Source organism: Thermomonas aquatica (assembly GCF_006337105.1).
Taxonomy (GTDB): domain Bacteria; phylum Pseudomonadota; class Gammaproteobacteria; order Xanthomonadales; family Xanthomonadaceae; genus Thermomonas; species Thermomonas aquatica.
The window spans coordinates 2,924,154-2,946,082 of the sequence record NZ_CP040871.1 but is presented as its reverse complement, the minus strand read 5'-3'; the positions used below and the strand labels follow the sequence as shown (position 1 = coordinate 2,946,082).

Here is a 21,929-nt window from a genome sequence, read left to right as displayed (position 1 = left end):
GATCATGCGCCGCCTGACTCAGTCGCTGAAGGAGCAGAACTGGACGGCGATCGCCATCGAGTTCGTGTTGCTGGTGTTGGGCGTGTTCCTCGGCATCCAGGTCGGCAACTGGAACCAGGAGCGCGAGTTGCGCGCCAAGGCGGACACCTTCAGCGCGAGGCTGCGCGAGGATCTCCGCCGCGAACTCTGGTTCGAACGTGCCTTGATCGAATACAGCCGGCAGGTGCGCAGGAATGCCGAACTCACCCTCGCCGCGCTCTATGGCCGCGAGCCGTCGACCGACGAGCAATTCCTCGTCAGCGCCTATCGGGCGACGCAGTACATGTACGCCAATCAACATCGCGCCACCTTCGACGAACTGGTGTCCACCGGCTCCATGGATTTGATCACCGACAGCGCCCTGCGCGGGATCGCCAACGCCACCTTCATGAATCCGCTGATCGATAAGATTCGCGACAGATCCATCGATTCGGAATACCGCAAGCTGTTCCGCGAGAGCGTGTCCTTCGAGGTGCAGAACGCCCTGACGGCACGTTGCGGGGATCGCCCGCCACGCGCCTATGACTACGCCGCACTTGCGCACATGCTCGATTACCCGTGCACGCTGGGCCTGCCCGAGGCGGCCATCCGCGACGCGGCGGCGGCGTTGCGCGCGCAGCCGCGCCTGGTTCCCGCGCTGCAACTGCGGCATGCCGACATCGGCACCGCCATCTCCGACCTGAGCCTGGACATGGACCGCAAGGCACGCGCCCGATGAGCTTCCTGGCCGAACTGCGCCGCCGCAACGTGATCCGCATGGCCGGGCTGTACCTGGTCGGCGCGTGGCTGGTGACGCAGGTGGCGGCGACCCTGCTGCCCGTGTTCGATGCGCAGGCGTGGGCGATGAAGGCGGTGGTCGGATTGCTGGCGGTCGGCTTCCTCCCGGCCATCGTGTTCGCCTGGGTGTTCGAGTTGACCCCGGAAGGCCTGAAGCGCGATGCCGATGTCCCGCTGGCGCAGTCCATCGCGCCGCGGACCGCACGCAGCATGGAGCGCATCTTCCTGTTGCTGCTGGCGCTGGCGCTGGGCTTCTTCGCGTTCGACAAATTCGTGTTGGCGCCGCGGCGCGAGGCCGCATTGGTGGCCGCCGCCACGCAAACGGTCAAGGCCGAAGCCGGCATCGCCGGAAAATCCGCGATCAGCGAGAAATCCATCGCGGTGCTGCCGTTCGTCAACATGAGCGCCGACAAGGACAACGACTATTTCTCCGACGGCATCGCCGAGGAAATCCTCAACGCGCTGGCGCAGGTGCAGGACCTGAAGGTCGCGGGCCGCACCTCGTCGTTCCAGTTCAAGGGCAAGAACGAAAACCTGACCGTCATCGGCGAAACCCTGGGCGTGGCCCACGTGCTGGAAGGCTCGGTGCGCAAGCAGGGCGACAAGGTGCGCATCTTCGCGCAGCTGATCCGCGCGAAGGACGGCTACCTCCAGTGGTCGGAAACCTACGACGGCGACTTGAGCGACGTCTTCGCCTTGCAGGAACGCATCGCCCAGGCCATCGCCGCCAAATTGCAGCTCACGCTCTCCGGCCAGCAGGCGCAGCGGCTGGTCGATGCCGGCACACGGAATCCCGATGCCTACCAGCTGTACCTGCAGGCCTCCGCCATCTTCGACCATCGCGATGGTCCGCACATGCTCGACGCGGTCAAGCAACTGGAACAGGCGATCGCGCTCGATCCGAACTACGCCCGCGCGTATTCGCGGCTGGCGGCGGTGCACGGGATCCTGCCGACGTATGTCCCGGGCCGCTACGCGGACAGGGAGAAGCAGGTGCGCGCCAACGCGCAACGCGCGATCGAACTCGACCCGCGCCTGGCCGAACCCTGGGCGGCGATGGGCATGACGAGTTCGCTGTCCGGCAGCATCAGCCTGATCGAATCGCGGGAATACTTCGAGAAGGCCCTGCAACTCGATCCGGACGACATCACCAGCAATTTCTGGTTCGGGCTGGCGCTGGTGCGCAGCGGTTACAACCGCGCCGGGGCGGAACGCATCGAGCACGCGCTGGCGGTCGATCCGCTGGTGCCGAACGTGATGCGCTGGCGCGGCGTGTTGTATCTGCGCGATGGCGACATCGCCCATGCCGAGCCGCTGCTGCAGCGGGCCTGGGCCGCGGGCCTGCGGCTGGCCGGCCGCGAACTCGGCGAGATCGCGTTCCGCCATGGCGATGCCGCACAGGCGAAGCGCATCTGGACGGATGGCTCGGATCCGATGCTTAGACAATTGCCTGCTGACGCGCGGAAAGCCTTGGCCGATGGCTTGCTCGGCGGGAATGCCCCCGAACGCGCGCGCGCCGTTGCCGTGATCGATGCCTACCTCGCGTCGGATCCGGAATTCGTGCCCGGCATGATGTCCCTTTGGCTGGCGCAACTCGGCGCTGGCGCACAGGCGATGGAACTGGAGCGCACGCGGGTGAAGGTGGACAACTCCGATTTCATGGCCTATCTGTTCAGCCCGGCCGGCGAATCGCTGCGCGCGTTGCCCGAATTCCCCGCCTACATCAAGGCCAAGGGCTTCCCGGCGCTGTGGGACAAGTACGGCGCACCGGACTTATGCACGAAATCGGCCAACGGCGACTACGCCTGCCAGTGACAAAGGAGCACGAAAATGCTGCTGCGCCGCCTGTCGCAATCGCTGAAGGAACAGAACTGGACGGCGATCGCCGTCGAGTTCGTGCTCCTGGTGGCGGGTGTGTTCCTCGGCATCCAGGCGGCCAACTGGAACGAGACGCGGATCGAACGCGACTTGGTGCGCGGGCACCTGTCCGAGATCGCCCAGGACCTGCACACGCACGAGGCCATCGGCGAGGAGCTCGTCGATTCGACGAAGATGCGCATCGCCGCCGTCGACTACATCTACCGCGAGGCCTTCGGCACCCGCCTGCCGACCACGCTGAAACTTGCGTCGAGATCATGGAACGCGCCGAAGGTCGACGCCTTCCCGCCGGACCAGCTCGACCAGCTGATGGGTTCGATCAACCTGGTCCGCGTCTCGGTGCGCTCGCGCAACGCCTACGAGTCGCTGATCAATTCCGGCCGCCTTGGCTTGTTGAAGAACCGCACACTGGCGCGCCATATCCAGACCTACTACGGCAACTACGACGACCTGCTGGACACGCAGACCAATGTGTTCCGCACGTTCCGCACCGACGGCGTGATCCAGCAATACCCGCTCGGGGTTTCGGTGTTCGACCAGCGCCCGGCATCGGAGATCGTGGCGCTGGCGCGGGACAACCCGGGGTTCGCCGCGTACCTGTGCAGCCAGCGCGAATGGGCCATCCTCAACTGGAACCTGCTGCACAACAGCGACCTGGAGACCAGGGCGCTGTTGCTCGCCATCGAGAAGGAGCTGGCCGCGCCCTGAGCGAACTCAGGTCTTCGGCAAGGTGACGCCTGTCTGCCCCTGGTACTTGCCGCCGCGGTCCTTGTAGCTGGTCTCGCAGACATCGTCGGCATCGGCCTGGAAGAACAGCATCTGCGCCACGCCTTCGTTGGCGTAGATGCGCGCCGGCAGCGGCGTGGTGTTGCTGAATTCCAGGGTGACGTGGCCTTCCCACTCCGGTTCCAGCGGGGTCACGTTGACGATGATCCCGCAACGCGCGTAGGTGCTCTTGCCCAGGCAGACCACCAGGGTGTCGCGCGGGATGCGGAAGTACTCGACGGTACGCGCCAGCGCGAACGAATTCGGCGGGATGATGCACTCGTCGGCCACCACGTCGACGAAGCTCTTCGGGTCGAAGTGCTTGGGGTCGACGATGGTCGAGTTGATGTTGGTGAACACCTTGAACTCGCGCGAGCAGCGCACGTCGTAGCCGTAGCTGGAGGTGCCGTAGCTGACGATGCGGTTGCCGTCGACCTGCTTGACCTGGCCGGGCTCGAACGGCTCCAGCATGCCCTGTTCCTGCGCCATGCGGCGGATCCAGCGGTCGCTCTTGATGCTCATCGGGTCGGGTCGTCGGTCGGAGGCGAAGCGGGCAATTCTACCTGCGCGCCTACCCGCCCAGCAGCGAGGCCATGATCCCGCTGCGGACTTTCGGACGCAGCTCGAGCTGGGCCAGCATCGCCCGCGCCAGCTCGCGATAGGCCCGGGCAGCCGCCGAATCCGGCTGCGCGGCGACGATCGGCGTGCCGGCATCGCCCTGTTCGCGGATCCCGATCTGCAGCGGCAAGGAACCCAGCACCGGCACGCCGTACTGCCCGGACATCCGTGCCGCCCCGCCCTCGCCGAAGATGTGTTCGGCATGGCCGCAGTTGCTGCAGACATGCACCGCCATGTTCTCGACCAGGCCGAGCACCGCGATATCGAGCTTCTCGAACATCTTCAGCGCCTTGCGCGCATCCAGGGTGGCGATGTCCTGCGGGGTGGTCACGATCACCGCACCGGCCACCGGGATCTTCTGCGCCATGGTCAGCTGGATGTCGCCGGTGCCGGGCGGCAGGTCGACCACCAGCACGTCGAGGTCGCCCCAGCGGGTCTCGGTCAGCAACTGGGTCAGCGCCGAGGTCGCCATCGGCCCGCGCCAGATCATCGGCGCGTCCTGGTCGACCAGCAGGCCGATCGACATCGCCTCGATCCCGTGCGCGCGCATCGGCTCGATGGTCTTGCCGTCCGGGCTGTCGGGCCGGCCGGACAGGCCCAGCATCATCGGCACGCTCGGGCCATAGACATCGGCATCCAGCACCCCCACCGCCAAACCCTCGGCCGCCAGCGCCAAGGCCAGGTTGACCGCGGTGGTGGACTTGCCCACCCCGCCCTTGCCGGAGCCGACGGCGACGATGTTGCGGACATTGGCCAAGGGCTTCAGCTCGCCCTGGACGGCGTGGGTGGGGAGGCGGGGCATGGGCGGATCGCTGTGTCGGGGGCGGCAAGTCTAGCCCCGCCAACCATTCGGGCGGCTGCGGACCCGGCTTTGACGCTCATCGCCATAGCATGAAATTGCTAAGGTCTTGTGGCAACTACGTTAATTACTTGTTATCGTCAGGATTCCGGCTTGGCCGGTCCTGCTTCATATCGACGTTTGCAACCGCCTCCTACAGGGGAAATCCATGGCTGTCCGCACCAATATCCGCTTCACCCGTAGCCCACTCACGCTGGCGCTTGCCGCCGCGATGCTGCTGCCAGCCGCCTCGGCAATGGCACAGGACCAGTCTTCCGACAAGACCGACGCCACCGCCACCCAGGACGGCACCAAGACCCTTGACCAGGTCACCGTCGTCGGTTCGCGCATCAAGCGCGTCGAGATCGAAGGCCCGGCACCGATCACCGTGATCACCCGCGCGGATATCGAGCGCGAAGGTTTCCAGACCGTCGGCGACATGCTGCAGACGCTGACCCAGAACACCACGTCCTCGTTCACCGGCGACCTCGCGGTCAGCGGGTTCACCCCCAACGCGCAAGTCGTGAACCTGCGCAACCTGGGCCCCGGCTACACCCTGACCCTGGTGAACGGCCGTCGCCCGGCCCAGTACCCGCAGCCCTACAACCGCGACAACAACGTCGTCAACGTCAAGGCCATTCCGTCCTCGATCGTCGAGCGCGTCGAAGTCCTGACCGGCGGCGCATCGGCGATCTACGGTTCGGACGCCGTCGCCGGCGTGGTCAACATCGTGACCCGCGAGAACATCGACGGGCACAACCTCCGCCTGACCGTCGGCACCACCTCGGCTGGTGGCGGCGACCGCGGCAAGCTCGAGTTCTCGGGCGGCGCCAGCGGCGACCGCTGGAGCACCGTGTATGCCCTGCAGTACGAGAAGTGGGACCCGGTGTTCGCCAGCCAGCGCGACTTCCTCTCCGACACCCGCCGAGGGCCGCTCGGTAGCATCACCAACCCGGCGCTTTCGCTGATCGCCATCCGCGGCAATACCCGCCCGGGCGGCGCCGTCAACACCAATGCCTTCTATCCGGGCCAGGCCGCGTGCGACGCATTCGGCTACACCACGGTGACCACCGCGACGCGCGGCACCTACTGCGGTTCGTTCACGCAGCCGGCTTCGCGTTCGATCTTCAACGCGGGCTCGAACTACTCCGGCTACATCAATGGCCGGTTCGACGTCAGCGACAGCCTGCAGTTCTTCGGCGACTTCACCTACTACCACGCCGACGGCAAGTCGAGCAGCGGCACCGAATTCTGGGGCACCAGCGGCGACCGCTTCCTGACCACCAGCAGCGGCGCCACCACGTCGCTCTACTACGATCCGCAAGCCGGCGGCCTGCTGCAGCTGCAGCGCGTGTTCAACCCGTTCGAGCTCGGCGGCAATGAAGCTGCCACCACGCTGTACGACGAGAACACCTACAACGCCACCATCGGCGCGAACGGCACCCTCGGCGACCGCTTCGACTGGGAAGTGTCCTACCAGACCTCCCGCTACGAGTACACCGCCGATCGCCCGCGCCTGCTCGCCAAGGCGGTCCACGACTACTTCCTGGGCCCGCAGCAGGGCTGGGCATCCTCGACCGGCGTCGCCGGCGGCATCTACCCGGTCTACAGCCTGAACCTGGCCCGCTGGTATGCCCCGATCACCCCGGAAATCTACCGCTCGTTCGCGACCCGCGTGATCAACCGCGGCGAAACCAGCTCCTCGAACTTCAACTTCACCCTGTCGGGCGACCTGTTCGACCTGCCCGCGGGTCCGCTTGGCTTCGCCGCGATCCTCGAGTCCGGCACCCAGGAAACCGACCTGAAGAGCGATCCGCGCCTCGACCAGCTGCGCCCGATCGATGCCGGGACCGTCTACAACCTGACCAGCTCCGGCCGCACCCACGGCACCCGCGACCGCTATGCAGCCGGCGTCGAATTGAACGTCCCGATCTTCAGCAAGCTGGACATGGACATCGCCGCGCGCTGGGACAAGTACGACGACATCACCGCCGTCGACGACGCGATCACCTACAACATCGGCCTGAAGTACCGCCCGGTCGACAGCCTGCTGCTGCGTGCGTCCTACGCCACCAGCTTCCGTGCCCCGGACATGCAGCTGGTATATGCGGAAGGCGCCGCCTCGTATTCGACCGTGCTCGACGAATACTCCTGCCGCTCCGGTACCGGCCTGGGCCTGACCACCGGCCCGCGCACGCGCACCCAGTGCAACGTGACCAACGACCCGACCATCTACCAGGCGCAGACGCTGATCGCCGGCAACCCGCTGCTCAAGGAAGAAGAAGGCAAGTCCTTCACCGCCGGTTTCGTGTGGGACGTGGCCGACAACATGAGCGTGTCGATCGACTACTGGCGCATCAAGCTGGCCGACCAGGCCACCCAGCTGAGTTCGGCCTACCTGCTTGAGAACGAGGCCAACTGCCGCCTCGGCGTCAAGCGCGACGGCACGGCGTTCGAGCACGAGGCGTCCTCGGCCTACTGCCAGAACATCACCAGCCTGATCACCCGTACCGTGGGCGAGCCGGGTTCCAGCACCGACAACCGCATCTCGCGCATCAACTCGGCCTACATCAATGCCGCGCTGACCGATACCAGCGGCATCGACGCGAGCTGGAAGTACTCGCTCACCACTGACCGCATCGGCAAGTTCAATTTCGATGTCGGCTACTCGCTGATGCTGACCAACAAGTACAAGCAATTCGACACCGACCCGCTGGTCGATTACCGCAATGACCCGATCATTTCGGATCAGCGCAGCCGCGTGCGCGGCTCGATCGGCTGGTCGCTGAACACCTGGTCGGCCACGCTGTTCGGCACCCGCTACGGCTCCAACGGCAGCTTCGCCGCCGTGAATGGCGTCAACGCGGCAGGCGGCGCATACAGCTCCCGCCTCGAGCCGTACATGCTCTACAACATCTCGCTGGGCAAGCGCATCAACGAGAACCTGTCGCTGATGGGCACGGTGGTGAACGTCACCAACAACACCTTCCGTCCGGACAACAGCAACACCGGCTACCCGTACTACGACTACACCATCGGTGCGGATCCGATGGGCCGTCGCTTCACGCTCACGGCCGAATACAAGTTCTGATCCACGGCCTGCACCAGAAAAAGACCCGGCCATCGCCGGGTCTTTTTTTGCCCGCGGGTCGCCCATCGAACAGCGAACGAGGACTACATGAAGACAACCATCGCAGCGATCGCACTGGCTTGCGCAGGCGCGACGCCCGGACTCGCGTGGGGCCAGGCATCGGCCGCAGCCTATTCCATCGAGGACTTCGTCGGCCACGCCAGTTATGGCGCGGTGAAGATCTCCCCCAATGGCGAATACCTCGCCGTCACCGTGGATCGCGGCAACCAGGACGTCCTGACCGTGATGCGGACCCGCGACCTCGCCATCCTCAAGGTCAACCAGTTGCCCGAGGAAAAGAGCATCGGCAGCTTCTACTGGGTGAGCCCGACCCGACTCATGTTCAATGCCGTCCGCAAGATGGGCGGGTATGCGCAACCGTTCTCGACCGGGGAATGGTTCGCGGTCAACGCGGACGGGACACAGGCTCGCCCGCTGATCTTCTACGGGACGCGCGATGCCAGCCAGCGCAGCAAGACGGTCGGGGCCGAGAGCTTCTCCCTGCTCGACACCCTGCGCAACGACGACCAGAACGTGGTCATGCAGGTCTACTACCCGCGCTCGTCGGAAGGCGCCGGCACCGAGATCGTCCGCATGGACGTGCTGAGCGGACGGCGCACCTCGCTGGGCCGCGCGCCCAAGGAAAACTGCAGCATCTCGCTGGACTCCGCCAAGTTGCCGCGCTTCGCGGTGTGTTCCTCCAGCACCAACGAGGATGGCGAATACGACGAACGCACGGAACTTTACCGCAAGGACGAAAGCGGCTGGACGCTGGTCAACGCATCCAAGACCGGGGGCAAGCACCTGCAGGTGATCCGTACCACGTCCACCGGCGTGGTGTACGCCGACCAGGATGACGGCAAGAATCCTTCGGCCGTCGGCACCCTTGATACTGCCACCGGCAGCTTCACCCCGCTGTTCCAGGAGAAGGTCGCGGACATCTCCAACTACATCTGGTCGACCGACGACGCCACCTTGCTGGCAGTAGCGACTGAAGCCGGCGCCCCGGTGGTGAAGCTGCTCGACGAAAGCCACCCCGATGCGGAACTGTATGCCTCGCTCGCGTCCGCCTTCCCCGGGCAAATGATCGATTTCTCGAGCTACACGCAAGACGGCAAGAAAATCGTCGTGTCGGTCTACAGCGACAGCAACCCCGGCGAGCTGTACCTGTACGACCGCGATACCGGCAAGGCGCGCTTCCTGATGGGGCGCTACCCCAAGCTGGACAAGGCACGCATGGCGACGGTGAAGCCTTTCAGCTTCAGCGCCCGCGACGGCAGGCTCATCCATGGCTACCTCACCCTGCCGCGCGGCTCGAGCGGCAAGAACCTGCCGTTGATCGTCAACCCGCATGGCGGCCCGATCGGCCCCCGCGACAATTGGGGGTTCAACCCCGAAGCCCAATTGTTCGCGAACCGCGGCTATGCCGTGCTGCAGGTCAATTACCGCGGGTCGAGCGGCTATGGCCGCGGCTTCCAGGACGCGGGACACATGCAATGGGCCCAGGGCATCCAGAACGACATCATCGATGCCGCGCAATGGACGATCCAGAACGGTTACGTCGACAGGAACCGGGTCTGCATCTACGGCGGCAGCTTCGGCGGCTATTCGGCGATGATGGCGCCGATTCGCGCGCCCGGCTTGTTCAAGTGCGCCTTCGGCTACGTCGGTGTCTACGACGTGGACATGATGTTCAAGAAAGGCGACATCCCCCAGCGCGAATCGGGCCTGCGCTATCTCCGCCGCACCCACGGCACGGACCCCGCCGCATGGGCGCAGAACTCTCCCGCCAGACGCGCCGCCGAAATCAAGATCCCGGTGTTCCTGGCGGCCGGGGCACGCGACATGCGTGCTCCGCCCGAACAGACCGAAGCCATGGAGAAGGCCTTGGTCGCCGCCGGCAACAAGCCGGAGGGCGTGATCATCCAGTCTGGCGAGATGCACGGGTACTACGATGTGAAGAATCGCGTCGAGCTGTATACCCGGATGCTCGATTTCTTCGCCCGCCACCTGGGCGGCAACGCCTCGCCCGCGGCACCATGAGGCGCGCGACAGGGCCGGCAACCCCGGCCCTGTCGCCGCGATCATGACCAACGACGGATGACAACCATCCGGGCGGCCATCAGCATCGCCGCGAACCCCTGGATGAACCGGACACGATGAAGAACACCCGCTCGGCCGCCATCGCGCTGGCCACCCTGCTTGCCGCCTGCACGGGCGCGCCGGCGTGGGGGACAAACGGCAAGCCCGTCAACCCGGATATCGACGAAGGCATGATCCGGGCGGGCTTCCTGGGCAGTCACCCGGACCTGCGTTACCGCTTGCTGGGCTTGGAGCAGCGAAGGCAAGGCAAGCATGCCGATGCGTTCCGCTTCTTCCAGCGGGCCGCGTATTACGGCGACAAGCCCTCGCAAGGCATGCTGGCCGAGATGCTGTGGAATGGCACGGGCACGGCGGCAGATCGCCCGCAGGCGTACGCCTGGATGGATCTTGCGGCCGAGCGCGGCTACGAGGGCTTCCTGGTGCTGCGCGAACGCTACTGGAATGCCTTGGGCGAAGTCGAACGCGACGACGCACTGGCGCAAGGTGAAGCGATCTACGCGAAATACGGTGATGCCGCGGCGCAGCCTCGCCTCGCCAGGGTGCTGCGTCGTGAACGGCTCAGGATGACCGGCAGCAGGACCGGATCCGCCGGCACGCTGAAGATATCGGTGCCGGGTCCTGCCGGCCCCGAGGAAATCGACGGCAGCAAGTTCTACGACGAGAAATTCTGGAACCCGAAGATGTACCGGGCCTGGCACGACGGCATCTGGATGAAGCCGCGCATCGGGCAAGTCACGGTCGGCGAGGCGGAACAGGTGAAAGACGCCGGCCACCCGGCGTCCCGCATACCAGCGGTAAAGCCGACCACCGATACGCGCGAGCCCGCCACGCCGGACGTGGATGAAGCCGGGCTGGGCACGCCAAAGGGCGGCTGAATGAACGGCTTCCATACGTCGCCGGATGCGGTATAAATCCGCAACGGGCGCGCCGCGCCCCGCCACATCCCTGGGAGGGGACTCACATGCGCAAGATCATCCTCGCCGCCGCGCTCGCGTCCATCGCGTTCTCCGCCACGGCGCAGAACCACGCTTCGCCGATCGGCAAGTGGAAGACGCTGGACGACGAGACCGGCAAGGCCATGACCATCACCGAGGTCTACGAGGCCAAGAACGGCACGCTGGCCGCGAAGATCACCGAGAACCTGGGCCTGCCGGCGACCTGCACCGGATGCAGCGGCCAGTACAAGAACAAGCCGTTCGTCGGCATCGTCACCTTGTGGAACCTCAAGGCCAACAAGGACGGCACCTGGGGCGGCGGCAACGGCTACAAGCCCTCGGATGACAGGAATTTCAACGCCAAGTCGGTGAAGCTGGTCGACGGCGGCAACAAACTCGAAGTCAAGGGCTGCGTCGCCTTCTTCTGCAAGACCGCGACCTGGGTGCGGGCGCACTGATCGCGCCAGCATGACCCACCGAAACGGCCCGCATCCCGGGCCGTTTCCATTTCGACCGAAGGAAACCCGATGCGCGCCATCGCCCTGATCGCACTGCTGTCCCTCCCGCTGCTGGTACAGGCGCAGGAGTCGCCGGCAGGCCGCTGGAAGACCATCGACGACGCCAGCGGCAAGGCCAAATCCGTGGTCGAGATCTACCAGGCCAGGGATGGCAGCTACGCCGGCAAGGTCGCCGAGATCCTCGACCTCAAGGACGGCCCGAACCCGGCCTGCAAGGAATGCTCAGGCGCCAACCACGACAAGCCGATCAAGGGCATGGTCATCCTGTGGGGCCTGAAGCCCGACGGCAATCGCAAATGGGCCGGCGGCCACGTGCTCGACCCGAACAACGGCAAGACCTACAAGTCCAAGCTGGAATTGCTGGATGGCGGGCGCAAGCTCGGCATGTCCGGCTGCATCGCCTTCATCTGCCGGCAGCAGGTCTGGGTGCGGCAGTAGGGCGCGCCGCCGGCCGCATGCGAAGCCCCGGTTTGCCGGGGTTTTTTGTTGCCATGCAATAATTGCCGACCGCTCCGCACGCGTACTCCCGATGCCCCGCACCGCGCTCGTCACCAATGCCCTGCCCTACGCCAATGGCCCGCTCCACCTCGGCCACCTGGTGGGCTATGTCCAGGCCGACATCTGGGTGCGCGCGCGGCGCATGGCCGGCGACACGGTGCACTACGTCTGCGCCGACGACACCCACGGCACGCCGATCATGCTCGCCGCCGAAAAGGCAGGCGTGACGCCGGAAGCCTTCATCGCCAATATCCAGGCCGGGCACGAGCGCGACTTCGCCGACTTCGGCGTGGCCTTCGACCACTACGATTCCACCAATTCGGCGCGCAACCGCGCGCTGACCGAATCGATCTACGCATCGCTCGAGGCCAACGGCCATATCGGCCATCGCTCGGTGCAGCAGTTCTACGACCCGGACAAGGGCATGTTCCTGCCCGACCGCTACGTCAAGGGCATCTGCCCGAACTGCGGCACGCCCGACCAGTACGGCGACAATTGCGAACACTGCGGCGCCACCTATGCGCCGACCGAACTCAAGGAACCGAAGTCGGTCATCTCCGGCGCAACGCCCGAGCTGCGCGATTCCGAGCATTTCTTCTTCGAGGTCGGCCGCTTCGAGGCCTTCCTGCGCCAGTGGCTGGAAGGCGATGTCGCCGTTCCCGGGGTCAAGGCCAAGCTGCGCGAGTGGCTGGATGCCGAAGGCGGCCTGCGCGCCTGGGACATCTCGCGCGATGCGCCCTATTTCGGCTTCGAGATCCCCGGCACGCCGGGCAAATACTTCTACGTCTGGCTGGACGCGCCGATCGGCTACCTGTCCAGCTTCCAGGCGCTGTGCGCGGCACGCGGCCTCGACTTCGACGCCTACCTGCGCGCAGGCAGCGATGCCGAGTTGCATCACTTCATCGGCAAGGACATCGTCAATTTCCACGGCCTGTTCTGGCCGGCGGTGCTGCACGGCTCCGGCCATCGTGCGCCGACCCGGCTGCACGTCAACGGCTACCTGACCGTGGACGGCGCCAAGATGAGCAAGTCGCGCGGCACCTTCGTGATGGCGCGCACCTACCTCGAGGCCGGGCTGGATCCGGAAGCGCTGCGCTACTACTTCGCCTGCAAGACTTCCGGCGGCGTCGACGATCTCGACCTCAACCTGTCCGACTTCATCGCGCGGGTGAACAGCGACATCGTCGGCAAGTTCGTCAACCTGGCCAGCCGTTGCGCGGGTTTCATCGAGAAGCGCTTCGACGGCCAGCTGGCGGCATCCCTGCCGGATCCCGCGCAGTACGATCGCTTCGTGGCCGAACTCGCCGGCATCACCGCCGCCTACGAACGCAACGAGGCCGCCGCCGCGCTGCGCTCGGCCATGGCCCTGGCCGACGAGGCCAACAAGTACATCGACGAAAGGAAGCCGTGGGTGCTGGCCAAGCAGGACGGCGCCGATGCCGAACTGCAGGCCGTCTGCACCCAGGGCCTGAACCTGTTCCGGGTATTGGCCGCGGCGCTGAAGCCGGTGCTGCCGCGCACCACGCTGCAAGCGGAAGCCTTCCTCGACGCCCCGGTATCGCGCTGGGACGATCTCGCTGCGCCGTTGGCCGCGCGCGGCATCAAGCCCTATGCCCCGCTGTTCACCCGCATCGACCCCAAGCACATCGACGCCATGATCGACGCCAGCAAGGACACCCTCGCCGCCGCACCTGTTGCGCAGGCCGCGCCCGCGAAGAAGCCCGAAGCCGCGCCCGTCGCGAAGCAGGACCCGAACGCGCCGGCGCACATCGGCATCGACGATTTCGCCAAACTCGACCTGCGCATCGGCAGGGTGCTGGAATGCGGCTTCGTGGAAGGCTCGGACAAGCTGCTGCGCTTCCTGCTGGATGCCGGCGAGCTCGGCCAGCGGCAGATCTTCTCCGGCATCCGCGCCAGCTACGGCGAGCCAGACAAACTGGTGGGCCGCAACGTGGTGTTCATCGCCAATCTCGCCCCGCGCAAGATGCGCTTCGGCACCAGCGAAGGGATGATCCTGTCGGCCGGCTTCGACGGCGGCGGGCTCTCGTTGCTGGATGCCGATGCCGGCGCGCAACCGGGCATGCCGGTGAAGTGAGCGCGCGCGCGCCGCTGGGCTCCGTCGAACTGGTCGAACGCCTCGACCGCATCCTGCCGCAAACCCAGTGCGGGCAATGCGGCTACGACGGTTGCCGCCCGTATGCCGAAGCGATGGCGCGCGGCGAGGCCGGCATCGACCATTGCCCGCCCGGCGGCGATGCCGGCGCACGCGCGCTGGCGAAGTTGCTCGGCGTCGACGCGAAGCCGTTCGACCGTTCGCGCGGCGAGCACAAACGTCCGCTGGTCGCGGCCGTCATCGAAGCCGATTGCATCGGCTGCACCAAATGCATCCAGGCCTGCCCCGTCGACGCCATCGTCGGCGCCAGCAAGCACATGCACGTGGTGATCGAGCCGCTGTGCACCGGTTGCGAGCTGTGCATCCCGGCCTGCCCGGTGGACTGCATCGTCATGCAGCCACCCGCCTGAGGGCTCAGTTCGCGGCGGGCGCCTCGCAGCCCTCGCAGACGCGCTCGACCGCGTAGCCCTTCGCACGCAGTTTCTCGACCAGTCCGTCCTCGCCGAGCAGGTGCAGGCTGCCGACCACCACCAGGGTGTCGTCGCTCTTGGAGTCCTTCAGTCGCGCCTCGACCTTCGGCAGCCAGGCATTGTTGCGATCCACATCCAGCAGCTTGTAGGACTCGGGGGTCTTGCGCGCCATGTCCGCGCGCATGCCGTCGTCGAGCCTGGCCACGTCGCCGCTGCGCCACCAGCCATGCATGTCCTGCATCTGCTTGATCGCCTGCTTCGGGTCGCCCAGGAACTCGTCCAGCCCATCCGCCTGCTCGGCGTAGGGCACGCTGTCCATCGCCTTCATCTGGTCTTCGATGGTCTCCAGGCCCGCGGTCGGCTTGTTGGCCGCGGCCGCGCGCGCCATCAGGTTGCGATCGAGGCCGAGGTCGGCCTTGAAGCCCATCGCATTGGTGATGCCGAGCACCAGGCTCAGGCTCACCATCCACGGCTCGCTCTGCTCCAGCATCTGCACCGAACCGCCGGTCAGCGCAAGCAGGTTGCCCAGCTTGTCCAGCGTCGGTTTCGGCAGCACCGTACTCAGGCTCTTGCCATCCGCGTAGGCCGCGTATTTCTGGATGATCGCCGCCGTTTCCGGCGCGCTCATCTCGCGCGGATCGACCTCGAACAACAGCGACTCGGCATCGTCGAAGGCGGCGTCGATCTCCTTCGGCAGCGGATAGTCGTCCTGCTTCAACAAGTGGAACGAACCGAGCAGGTAGACGCTGTTGTCGGCATCCGACACCTTCCACAACAAGGGCCGTTGCGGCGGCTGCGCTGCCGCTGCCGCTGCCGCGGACGGCTGTTCGGCGAAGGCGGCGGGCAAGGCCAGCGTGGTCGCCAGGGCGAGGCAAAGCAGGCGGGATTTCAAGTCGATCATCCTTCGGTCGGGGGATCCTGCCGCGCAGGATCGTGGGGGACGGCTTGGGGCTTGCGGTAGTCGCGCTCGCCCGCCTGGATGGCGAGATCCAGCCGGTTCTCCGGCGGCGGCAGCGGACAGGTCGCGAACGGGGTGAACGCGCAGGGCGGGTTGTAGCTCTGGTTGAAGTCGAGCACCAGCCGGCCCTGCTTGTCCGGCATCGGCGCATCGAGGAAACGCCCGGCACCGTAGCTGCCGTGGCCGCTGGTGCGATCGGCGAACACCAGGAACAGCGTGCCCTCGCCTTCGTCCAGCGCTTCCAGGCGATAGGTCTTGCCGCCGCGCTCGAACTCCACCATGCCTGGATTCGGGATGTGGTCGGTGGTGCCGATGATGTTGGCGATCGGCAGGGTCTTGCCCGGCGGATGCGCGATGAATTTCGCAGGGATCTGCCAGTCGCGCCCGCCCACCCAATATTGCAGGCCGGCGAACTTCACCCGGCTCTCCGCATCCGCATGCTTGATCCGCAGCGCCAGGCGGCCGCCGCGCTCGATCACGGTGGCCAATCCCTTGCCGCCATCGAACACCAGTTGGCTGGCGCCTTGCGGGTCGCTGTCGATGCGCAAGTTGGTTGCGCCGATCTGCGGTTTTCCGTCCACCGTCACCAGCGCATCCGGCACGAAGCCGACCTGCTTGCCGCGCACCGTGAACACGCCAAGGTGCTCCGGCCCCATGCTGGTGCGGATGCCGTTGTCGGCGCCGCTGCCGACGCGGTGCGCGCCGGGATCCAGCCAGTGCAGGCCGACCAGGCTGGTCCAGCCGTCCGGCCGGCTCAGGTCGATCACCCGCTTGGCCCGCCACAGGTACTGGACCCGCGCGAACTCCCTGGCCTCGCGCGCGGCCTGCGCAGTCTGTTCCTGCGCCGCAGGTCCGGCCGGGCCGCGCTTGCAGGCGGCGAGCATGGCGACGCTTGCCAGCAACATCGCCGCGAATTTCAGCGTCCGCGCAGGAACCATCGATCGATCTCCGCCAGGTTGAAGCGCGTCCAGGTGGGACGGCCATGGTTGCATTGCCCGGAGCGTTCGGTCGCTTCCATCTCGCGCAGCAGGGCGTTCATTTCGGGCACGCTCAGCCGGCGATTCGCGCGCACCGCGCCATGGCAGGCCATGGTCGCCAGCAGTTCGTCGCGGGTTTCGGCGACGCGGCGGGTCGCGCCGTGTTCGCGCAGGTCGGCGAGCACGTCGCGCAGCAACGCTTCGACGTCGCCCTGCGCGAGCAGCGCCGGCACGCTGCGCAGCAGCAGCGATTGCGGGCCGCCGCGCTGCACCTCGAAGCCGAGTTGCGCCAGCGTTTCCGCTTCGCGCTCCGCGATTTCGGCCTCGCGTTCGGAGACGGCGATGCCGGCCGGCACCAGCAGCGGCTGGGTGCGCAGGCCGGCGCCGTCGTGCGCGGCCTTCAGCTTTTCGTAGCCGATGCGCTCGTGGGCGGCGTGCATGTCGACCACGATCAGTCCGTCGGCGTTCTCGGCCAGGATGTAGATGCCGTGCAGCTGGGCGATCGCGAAACCGAGCGGCGGCATGCCGCCCGGCGCATCGTCGGGCGTCGGCATCGCTGCGAACGATTCCGCGGGCGCGGGCGATGCGTCGCCCTCGCGCGGCGCGTACAGCGCGGCATAGGCCGCGGGCGCATCGCTGACGCGCAGGCCCATCGCCGACTGCTGCGGCGCCGGCATCGACCATGCCTGCGCCGGGTGTTGCTGCGGCATCGGCATTGCCGCGCTTCCCGCGCGGGTTTCCGCCAGCGCCGCATGCAGCGTGCGATAGACGAAGTCGTGGACCAGCCGCGATTCGCGGAAGCGCACTTCGTGCTTGGCCGGATGCACGTTGACGTCGACCCCGCGCGGATCGAGTTCGAGGAACAGTACGTAGGCCGGATGGCGGCCGTGGAACAGCACGTCGGCGAAGGCCTGGCGCACCGCGTGCGAGACGTTGCGATCGCGCACGCTGCGGCCGTTGACGTACAGGTATTGCTGGTCGGCGCTGGCGCGGTTGTAGCTCGGCTGCGCGATCCAGCCATGCAGGCGCATGCCCGCGCCAGCGTGGTCCACGCGCAGCGCATTGCGCGCGAAGTCCTCGCCGAGGGCTTCGTGCAGGCGCACGTCGCCGAGCCCCATTCCGTTCTGCAGCTGGCCCTCGCTTTTCCAGCGGCGCGATGGCTTGCCGTTGTGGGAGACGCGCAATTCGACGTCCGGCCGCGCCAGCGCCAGCGAGCGCAACCATTCCTCGATGTGCGAGAGCTCGGTGCGTTCGGCGCGCAGGAACTTGCGCCGCGCCGGCACGTTGTAGAACAGGTCGCGCACCTCGACCGTGGTGCCTTGCGGATGCGGGTGCGGCGCGACCTCGCCGACCCTGCCGCCCTCGACCTGCAGCATGGCGCCGTGCCCGCTGCCGTCGCGGCGCGAACTCAGGCGGAAGCGGCTGACCGATGCCACCGACGGCAGCGCCTCGCCGCGGAAACCGAGCGTCGCCACCGCTTCGAGGTCGTCGATGCTGGCGATCTTGCTGGTCGCATGGCGCTGCACCGCCAACGGCAATTCGGCCGCATCGATGCCGCCGCCGTCGTCGCGGATGCGGATCAGGCGCACGCCGCCTTCCTCGAGCTCGATGTCGATCCGCTGCGCGCCGGCGTCGAGCGCGTTCTCGACCAGTTCCTTGACCACGGACGCGGGACGCTCGACCACTTCGCCGGCGGCGATCTGGTTGATCAGGACATCGGGGAGTCGGCGGATGCTCACCCGCCAAGTTTAACGTGCGCGCCCTTGCGCTTTACGGGCTTCCGCCCGCGCCGACGCTGGCCACGCCGCCATCCTGCCGGGCCTGCGCGCGCGCCGCATACAGCGTGCCCGGCGGCGGCTGGCGCGAGAAATAATCGTCGATGCCGTCCAGGATCGCGGTCGCGAGGGTGCGCTGGAAATCGCGGTCGATGAGCCGCTTTTCCTCGTCCGGGTTGGAGATGAAGGCGGTCTCGACCAGCATCGCCGGCATCTTGTCGGAGGTGCGCAGCACGGCGAAATTGGCGCGCTCGATCTCCGGCTTGTGGTTGTTGCCGACCCGCTTCAGGCCGCCGAGCACGTGGCTGGCGGCGTCTTCCGAGGCCTTCATGTTGCCGCTCTGGGTGAGGTCGAGCAGCACCGACTTCAGGGTGTTGTCGACCACCCGCACGCGTTCGCCGCCGATCACGTCGGCCGCGTTTTCCTTGTCCGCCAGCCAGCGCGCACGCTGCGAGGAGGCACCGCGGGTGGACAGCACGTAGACCGAGGAGCCGCGGGCATTGCGGTTCTCGGCGGCATCCGCATGGATCGACAGGAAGATGTCGGCCTTGTTGGCGCTGGCGCGGCGGGCGCGCTGGCCCAGCGGGATGAAGACATCGGTGTCGCGGGTCAGGAAGGCCTTCATGCCCTGCGTGGCATTGATCTGCCGGGCCAATTCGCGGGCGATCGCCAGGGTCACGTCCTTCTCGCGGGTGCCGTTCAGGCCGTGCGCGCCGGGATCCTGGCCGCCGTGGCCGGCATCGATGGCGATCACCAGCGGCCGCATGCCGGGCTGCATCGAACGACGCGGCGCGGGCACTGGCGCCTGCTCCGCCTGCGACGCGGGAATCACGGGCTCGGGCTTGCCGGTGGCGATGCGGGTCGGCACGCCGGTGGCGACCGTACCCGGCAATTGCGACACGGTCGCGGACTGCTCGGTCTTGTCGCCGGCTGCGGCCACGGCCGGCGCATTCGTCGCCGCGGCCTTGGCGATCTCCGCGATGGGGTCGCGCACCGGTGCCGGCGCATCCGCCGCCTTGGGCGCCGGCTGGACATCGGCGACGCCGTCGCCCGGCCATTCCAGCACCAGGCGCGGGCCATCGGCGGACTGCTCGATGCGCGGCTTGAGCACGGCCACGCTGCTCGCCAGGTCGAACACGATGCGCACGGTGCCGGGCTCGGGCTGGCCGCTGCGCACGGCCTTGACCACGCCGGCGGCCTTGGGAAGGCTGAGGCCGCGGCCAAGACGGCTTTCGGGGAAATCCACCACCAGGCGGTCGGGGTTGCGCAGGCCGATCAGCTTGTAGCCGCCTTCACGATCCAGCAGGAACTCGGCACGCGTCCCAGTGGCCCCGGTTTCCACGCGCAACTGCCTGATTTCAGAGGCGTTTGCGAGATTCCAGCAAAGCGCGGCCAGCAGCATGGCGGCCAGCAGCAGTTGCTCGAAACGGATCCCCTTGACGCGCATGGCCGGGAGTTAAGCACTTGTGAACCCGATTGGCAAGTACTTTTCCCTTAATAATCCGTAACCTGCCGCAACTTCCTGCGGCAGGAATGCGATCCTGCCCGGAAACCTCAGCCCGACGCCATTTCGTTCAGCCAAGCCTGTCCGGTCCCGGTGTTCGGACGCAGCCGGCAACGCCGCCCAGCGCCTTCCACGGCGAGCTCGATGTCCAGGTCGGCCTGCGGCAGCGCGCCCTGCCCGCGCTCCGGCCATTCGACCAGCCACAACCGGATCTCGCCATCGAGGCCGAGGAACTCCAGTTCGCCGGGGTCGCCGATCCGGTACAGGTCCAGGTGCAGGGCCACGCCGCCGGCCGGCAGCGGGTATTGCTCGACCAGGGTGTAGGTCGGGCTGCGGATGGTGCCGGTCACGCCCAGCGCCCGCAGCAATGCGCGCGCCAAGGTGGACTTGCCGGCACCGAGGTCGCCGTGCAGGTGGACGACCGCGCGTTGCGGCAGGTGCCGCGCGAGCCGGGCGCCCAACTCGGCGGTGGCGTCCGCATCCTCCAGCAGGAGGTTGGTCGAAGTCAGTGTTTCCATCCCGCTATCGTCGCATCGGATTGGCCAGCCGTCGCAACCACGGCAACAGGTCGCTGGGCAGCAGGCCGCGCTCGCCGTCCACGCGCGCCGCGGCATCGCCCGCGCTTGCATGCAGCAGCGCACCGGCGATCGCGGCATCGCGCGGCGCGAAGCCCTGGGCCAGCACTGCGGCGATGCACCCGGTGAGTAGGTCGCCCATCCCGCCCACCGCCATGCCCGGGTTGCCGGCGCAGATCACTGCCGGCGGCGCGCCCGGCGATGCCACGATGCTGCCCGCGCCCTTCAGCACGACCTGCGCACCGTAGCGTTCGACCAGCGCTTGCGACGCCGCAAAACGGTCGCGTTGCACCTCCGCGGTGGCGATGCCGAGCAGTCGCCCCGCTTCGCCCGGATGCGGCGTGAGCACGTCGCATTCGTTCAACCGCCTCGACGACCGGGCGAGCAGGTTCAGCGCATCGGCATCGAACACGCGTGGCTTGTCGCAGGCGAGCACGGCATCGAACAACATCCGCCCCCACTCGCCCTGCCCCAGGCCCGGGCCGATGGCGATCGCATCCACACGCTCCAGCAACGGTGCAAGTTGTTCGGCATGGTCGACGGCATGCGCCATCGCTTCCGGCCGCCGTGCCAGCAAGGCCGGCACATGCCCCATACGCGTTGCCACGCTGACAAGACCGGCACCGCAATGCAGCGCGGCATCGGCCGCCAGCAGCACCGCGCCGCCGCTGCCGGCATCGCCGCCGACGCACAGCACATGGCCATTGCGCCCCTTGTGCGAATCGCGCGGGCGCAACGGGAAGAACCCGTGCAAGGCATCGTGGCGATAGGCCAGCGCCGCCGCTTCGATGCCGTCGAACAGCGTGGCCGGCAACTCGAGCGTCGCCAGTTCCAGTTCGCCGGCATGGTCGATCGCGATACCGGTACGCAGGCCGCGATGGCGGGCGATGAACTGCAGGGTGCGATCCGCGACGATAGCCGCGCCCGTTGCGGAGCCGCGGACGGCGTCGATGCCGCTCGGCACGTCCAGGGCCAGCAGCGGCGCGGGATGTGCGTTGATCGCCTCGATCAGCATGGCGGTCCCTGCATCCGGCGCGCGCGACAGGCCGATGCCGAACAGCGCATCGATGATCAGGTCGGCATGGCGCAGCGCGTCGGCCAATTCCGCGACCTGTCCACCAGCCGCGAGGTATTCGTCGCAGGCGCGCTGCGCCAACGGCGTGGCCGGCGGCTGCAAGCGCAGCACCTGCACGCTGCGCCCGCTGTCCTGCGCATGCCGCGCCAGCACGTAGCCATCGCCGCCGTTGTTGCCGGGTCCGCATGCAACCGCGATCCGCTGCGCCTGCGGCCAATGCTTCAACACGCTGCGCCAACCGGCCTGTCCCGCGCGTGCCATCAATGCGAATGCGTCGCCATCGAGGTAGGCCGTGCCACGCGTTTCGAGCGTGCGCAAGGCGTCTGTATCGAACAACGGCAGCGGGCTGTGCATCGCCGGATTCTATGCCGCACCTATACTTT

The 21,929-nt window shown here is 67.2% G+C and carries 17 protein-coding genes and 2 pseudogenes; 10 read left to right on the top strand and 9 right to left on the bottom strand.

Annotation, left to right across the window (positions count from 1 at the left end; all coding sequences use genetic code 11):
* Positions 1 to 4 precede the first annotated feature (4 nt).
* The 3 genes from FHQ07_RS13930 to FHQ07_RS13920 are packed head-to-tail and all read left to right on the top strand — an operon-like array spanning position 5 to position 3,402.
* Complete coding sequence (locus tag FHQ07_RS13930) at positions 5 to 757, top strand: hypothetical protein (protein ID WP_139717670.1); 753 nt, start codon at positions 5 to 7, stop codon at positions 755 to 757.
* Positions 754 to 2,631 (top strand): tetratricopeptide repeat protein, encoded by a 1,878-nt coding sequence (locus FHQ07_RS13925; protein WP_139717668.1) that lies wholly within the window; start codon positions 754 to 756, stop codon positions 2,629 to 2,631. The genes FHQ07_RS13930 and FHQ07_RS13925 overlap by 4 nt, the downstream gene beginning before the upstream one ends.
* 15 nt (positions 2,632 to 2,646) lie before the next feature.
* Positions 2,647 to 3,402, top strand: coding sequence for a hypothetical protein (locus FHQ07_RS13920; protein WP_139717667.1), 756 nt, complete (start codon positions 2,647 to 2,649; stop codon positions 3,400 to 3,402).
* Between the two features lie 6 nt (positions 3,403 to 3,408).
* Here FHQ07_RS13920 and dcd read toward each other — a convergent pair whose 3' ends face one another.
* Complete coding sequence (dcd, locus tag FHQ07_RS13915) at positions 3,409 to 3,981, bottom strand: dCTP deaminase (RefSeq protein WP_139717664.1); 573 nt, start codon at positions 3,979 to 3,981, stop codon at positions 3,409 to 3,411.
* Between the two features lie 49 nt (positions 3,982 to 4,030).
* Entirely contained in the window at positions 4,031 to 4,879 is an 849-nt protein-coding gene (gene apbC, locus FHQ07_RS13910) for an iron-sulfur cluster carrier protein ApbC (protein ID WP_139717661.1), read from the bottom strand.
* Between the two features lie 205 nt (positions 4,880 to 5,084).
* Between apbC and FHQ07_RS13905 the strand changes: the two genes are divergently transcribed.
* The 7 genes from FHQ07_RS13905 to rnfB all read left to right on the top strand — a co-directional run bounded on the left by FHQ07_RS13905 (position 5,085) and on the right by rnfB (position 14,622).
* On the top strand, positions 5,085 to 8,006 hold the full coding sequence (locus FHQ07_RS13905) for a TonB-dependent receptor plug domain-containing protein (RefSeq protein WP_139717659.1): 2,922 nt from the start codon (positions 5,085 to 5,087) through the stop codon (positions 8,004 to 8,006).
* 87 nt (positions 8,007 to 8,093) lie between these two features.
* Positions 8,094 to 10,088 (top strand): alpha/beta hydrolase family protein, encoded by a 1,995-nt coding sequence (locus FHQ07_RS13900; protein ID WP_240703506.1) that lies wholly within the window; start codon positions 8,094 to 8,096, stop codon positions 10,086 to 10,088.
* 116 nt (positions 10,089 to 10,204) lie between these two features.
* Positions 10,205 to 11,023: a tetratricopeptide repeat protein gene (locus FHQ07_RS13895; RefSeq protein WP_139717657.1), complete on the top strand. Its 819-nt coding sequence runs from the start codon at positions 10,205 to 10,207 to the stop codon at positions 11,021 to 11,023.
* 86 nt (positions 11,024 to 11,109) lie between these two features.
* A complete protein-coding gene (locus FHQ07_RS13890) occupies positions 11,110 to 11,541 on the top strand; it encodes a DUF2147 domain-containing protein (protein ID WP_139717655.1) in 432 nt (143 codons plus the stop codon).
* 69 nt (positions 11,542 to 11,610) lie between these two features.
* The gene (locus FHQ07_RS13885) at positions 11,611 to 12,039 is read left to right on the top strand and encodes a DUF2147 domain-containing protein (protein ID WP_139717653.1); all 429 of its coding nucleotides are present in this window, start codon (positions 11,611 to 11,613) and stop codon (positions 12,037 to 12,039) included.
* Positions 12,040 to 12,130: 91 nt separating this feature from the next.
* Positions 12,131 to 14,194, top strand: coding sequence for a methionine--tRNA ligase (gene metG / locus FHQ07_RS13880; RefSeq protein WP_139717651.1), 2,064 nt, complete (start codon positions 12,131 to 12,133; stop codon positions 14,192 to 14,194).
* Positions 14,191 to 14,622, top strand: a complete 432-nt coding sequence (rnfB, locus tag FHQ07_RS13875; protein ID WP_139717650.1) for an Rnf electron transport complex subunit RnfB — start codon at positions 14,191 to 14,193, stop codon at positions 14,620 to 14,622. The genes metG and rnfB overlap by 4 nt, the downstream gene beginning before the upstream one ends.
* Positions 14,623 to 14,626: 4 nt before the next feature.
* Here rnfB and FHQ07_RS13870 read toward each other — a convergent pair whose 3' ends face one another.
* The 7 genes and pseudogenes from FHQ07_RS13870 to FHQ07_RS13845 all read right to left on the bottom strand — a co-directional run bounded on the left by FHQ07_RS13870 (position 14,627) and on the right by FHQ07_RS13845 (position 21,900).
* Positions 14,627 to 15,574: a TraB/GumN family protein gene (locus tag FHQ07_RS13870; protein WP_168191577.1), complete on the bottom strand. Its 948-nt coding sequence runs from the start codon at positions 15,572 to 15,574 to the stop codon at positions 14,627 to 14,629.
* A 5-nt stretch (positions 15,575 to 15,579) separates the two neighbouring features.
* Complete coding sequence (locus FHQ07_RS13865) at positions 15,580 to 16,545, bottom strand: DUF1684 domain-containing protein (protein ID WP_240703505.1); 966 nt, start codon at positions 16,543 to 16,545, stop codon at positions 15,580 to 15,582.
* Positions 16,546 to 16,556: 11 nt separating this feature from the next.
* Positions 16,557 to 17,288 (bottom strand): annotated as a pseudogene (locus FHQ07_RS14745) (DNA mismatch repair MutL family protein); the annotation flags it as partial.
* A 60-nt stretch (positions 17,289 to 17,348) separates the two neighbouring features.
* Positions 17,349 to 18,356 (bottom strand): annotated as a pseudogene (gene mutL, locus FHQ07_RS14740) (DNA mismatch repair endonuclease MutL); the annotation flags it as partial.
* A gap of 31 nt (positions 18,357 to 18,387) precedes the next feature.
* On the bottom strand, positions 18,388 to 19,794 hold the full coding sequence (locus FHQ07_RS13855; RefSeq protein WP_240703616.1) for an N-acetylmuramoyl-L-alanine amidase: 1,407 nt from the start codon (positions 19,792 to 19,794) through the stop codon (positions 18,388 to 18,390).
* Positions 19,795 to 19,946: 152 nt separating this feature from the next.
* Positions 19,947 to 20,405 (bottom strand): tRNA (adenosine(37)-N6)-threonylcarbamoyltransferase complex ATPase subunit type 1 TsaE, encoded by a 459-nt coding sequence (gene tsaE / locus FHQ07_RS13850; protein ID WP_425476974.1) that lies wholly within the window; start codon positions 20,403 to 20,405, stop codon positions 19,947 to 19,949.
* A 13-nt stretch (positions 20,406 to 20,418) separates the two neighbouring features.
* The gene (locus FHQ07_RS13845; protein ID WP_139717641.1) at positions 20,419 to 21,900 is read right to left on the bottom strand and encodes an NAD(P)H-hydrate dehydratase; all 1,482 of its coding nucleotides are present in this window, start codon (positions 21,898 to 21,900) and stop codon (positions 20,419 to 20,421) included.
* Positions 21,901 to 21,929: the final 29 nt, after the last annotated feature.

Coding starts and splice junctions, on each gene's coding strand:
- FHQ07_RS13930 (WP_139717670.1), top strand. CDS start 5: ATGCGCCGCCTGACTCAGTCGCTGAAGGAGCAGAACTGGACGGCGATC.
- dcd (WP_139717664.1), bottom strand. CDS start 3,981: ATGAGCATCAAGAGCGACCGCTGGATCCGCCGCATGGCGCAGGAACAG.
- FHQ07_RS13865 (WP_240703505.1), bottom strand. CDS start 16,545: ATGTTGCTGGCAAGCGTCGCCATGCTCGCCGCCTGCAAGCGCGGCCCG.
- FHQ07_RS13885 (WP_139717653.1), top strand. CDS start 11,611: ATGCGCGCCATCGCCCTGATCGCACTGCTGTCCCTCCCGCTGCTGGTA.
- FHQ07_RS13920 (WP_139717667.1), top strand. CDS start 2,647: ATGCTGCTGCGCCGCCTGTCGCAATCGCTGAAGGAACAGAACTGGACG.
- metG (WP_139717651.1), top strand. CDS start 12,131: ATGCCCCGCACCGCGCTCGTCACCAATGCCCTGCCCTACGCCAATGGC.
- FHQ07_RS13900 (WP_240703506.1), top strand. CDS start 8,094: ATGAAGACAACCATCGCAGCGATCGCACTGGCTTGCGCAGGCGCGACG.
- FHQ07_RS13855 (WP_240703616.1), bottom strand. CDS start 19,794: ATGCTGCTGGCCGCGCTTTGCTGGAATCTCGCAAACGCCTCTGAAATC.
- FHQ07_RS13890 (WP_139717655.1), top strand. CDS start 11,110: ATGCGCAAGATCATCCTCGCCGCCGCGCTCGCGTCCATCGCGTTCTCC.
- FHQ07_RS13925 (WP_139717668.1), top strand. CDS start 754: ATGAGCTTCCTGGCCGAACTGCGCCGCCGCAACGTGATCCGCATGGCC.
- FHQ07_RS13905 (WP_139717659.1), top strand. CDS start 5,085: ATGGCTGTCCGCACCAATATCCGCTTCACCCGTAGCCCACTCACGCTG.
- apbC (WP_139717661.1), bottom strand. CDS start 4,879: ATGCCCCGCCTCCCCACCCACGCCGTCCAGGGCGAGCTGAAGCCCTTG.
- FHQ07_RS13895 (WP_139717657.1), top strand. CDS start 10,205: ATGAAGAACACCCGCTCGGCCGCCATCGCGCTGGCCACCCTGCTTGCC.
- FHQ07_RS13845 (WP_139717641.1), bottom strand. CDS start 21,900: ATGCACAGCCCGCTGCCGTTGTTCGATACAGACGCCTTGCGCACGCTC.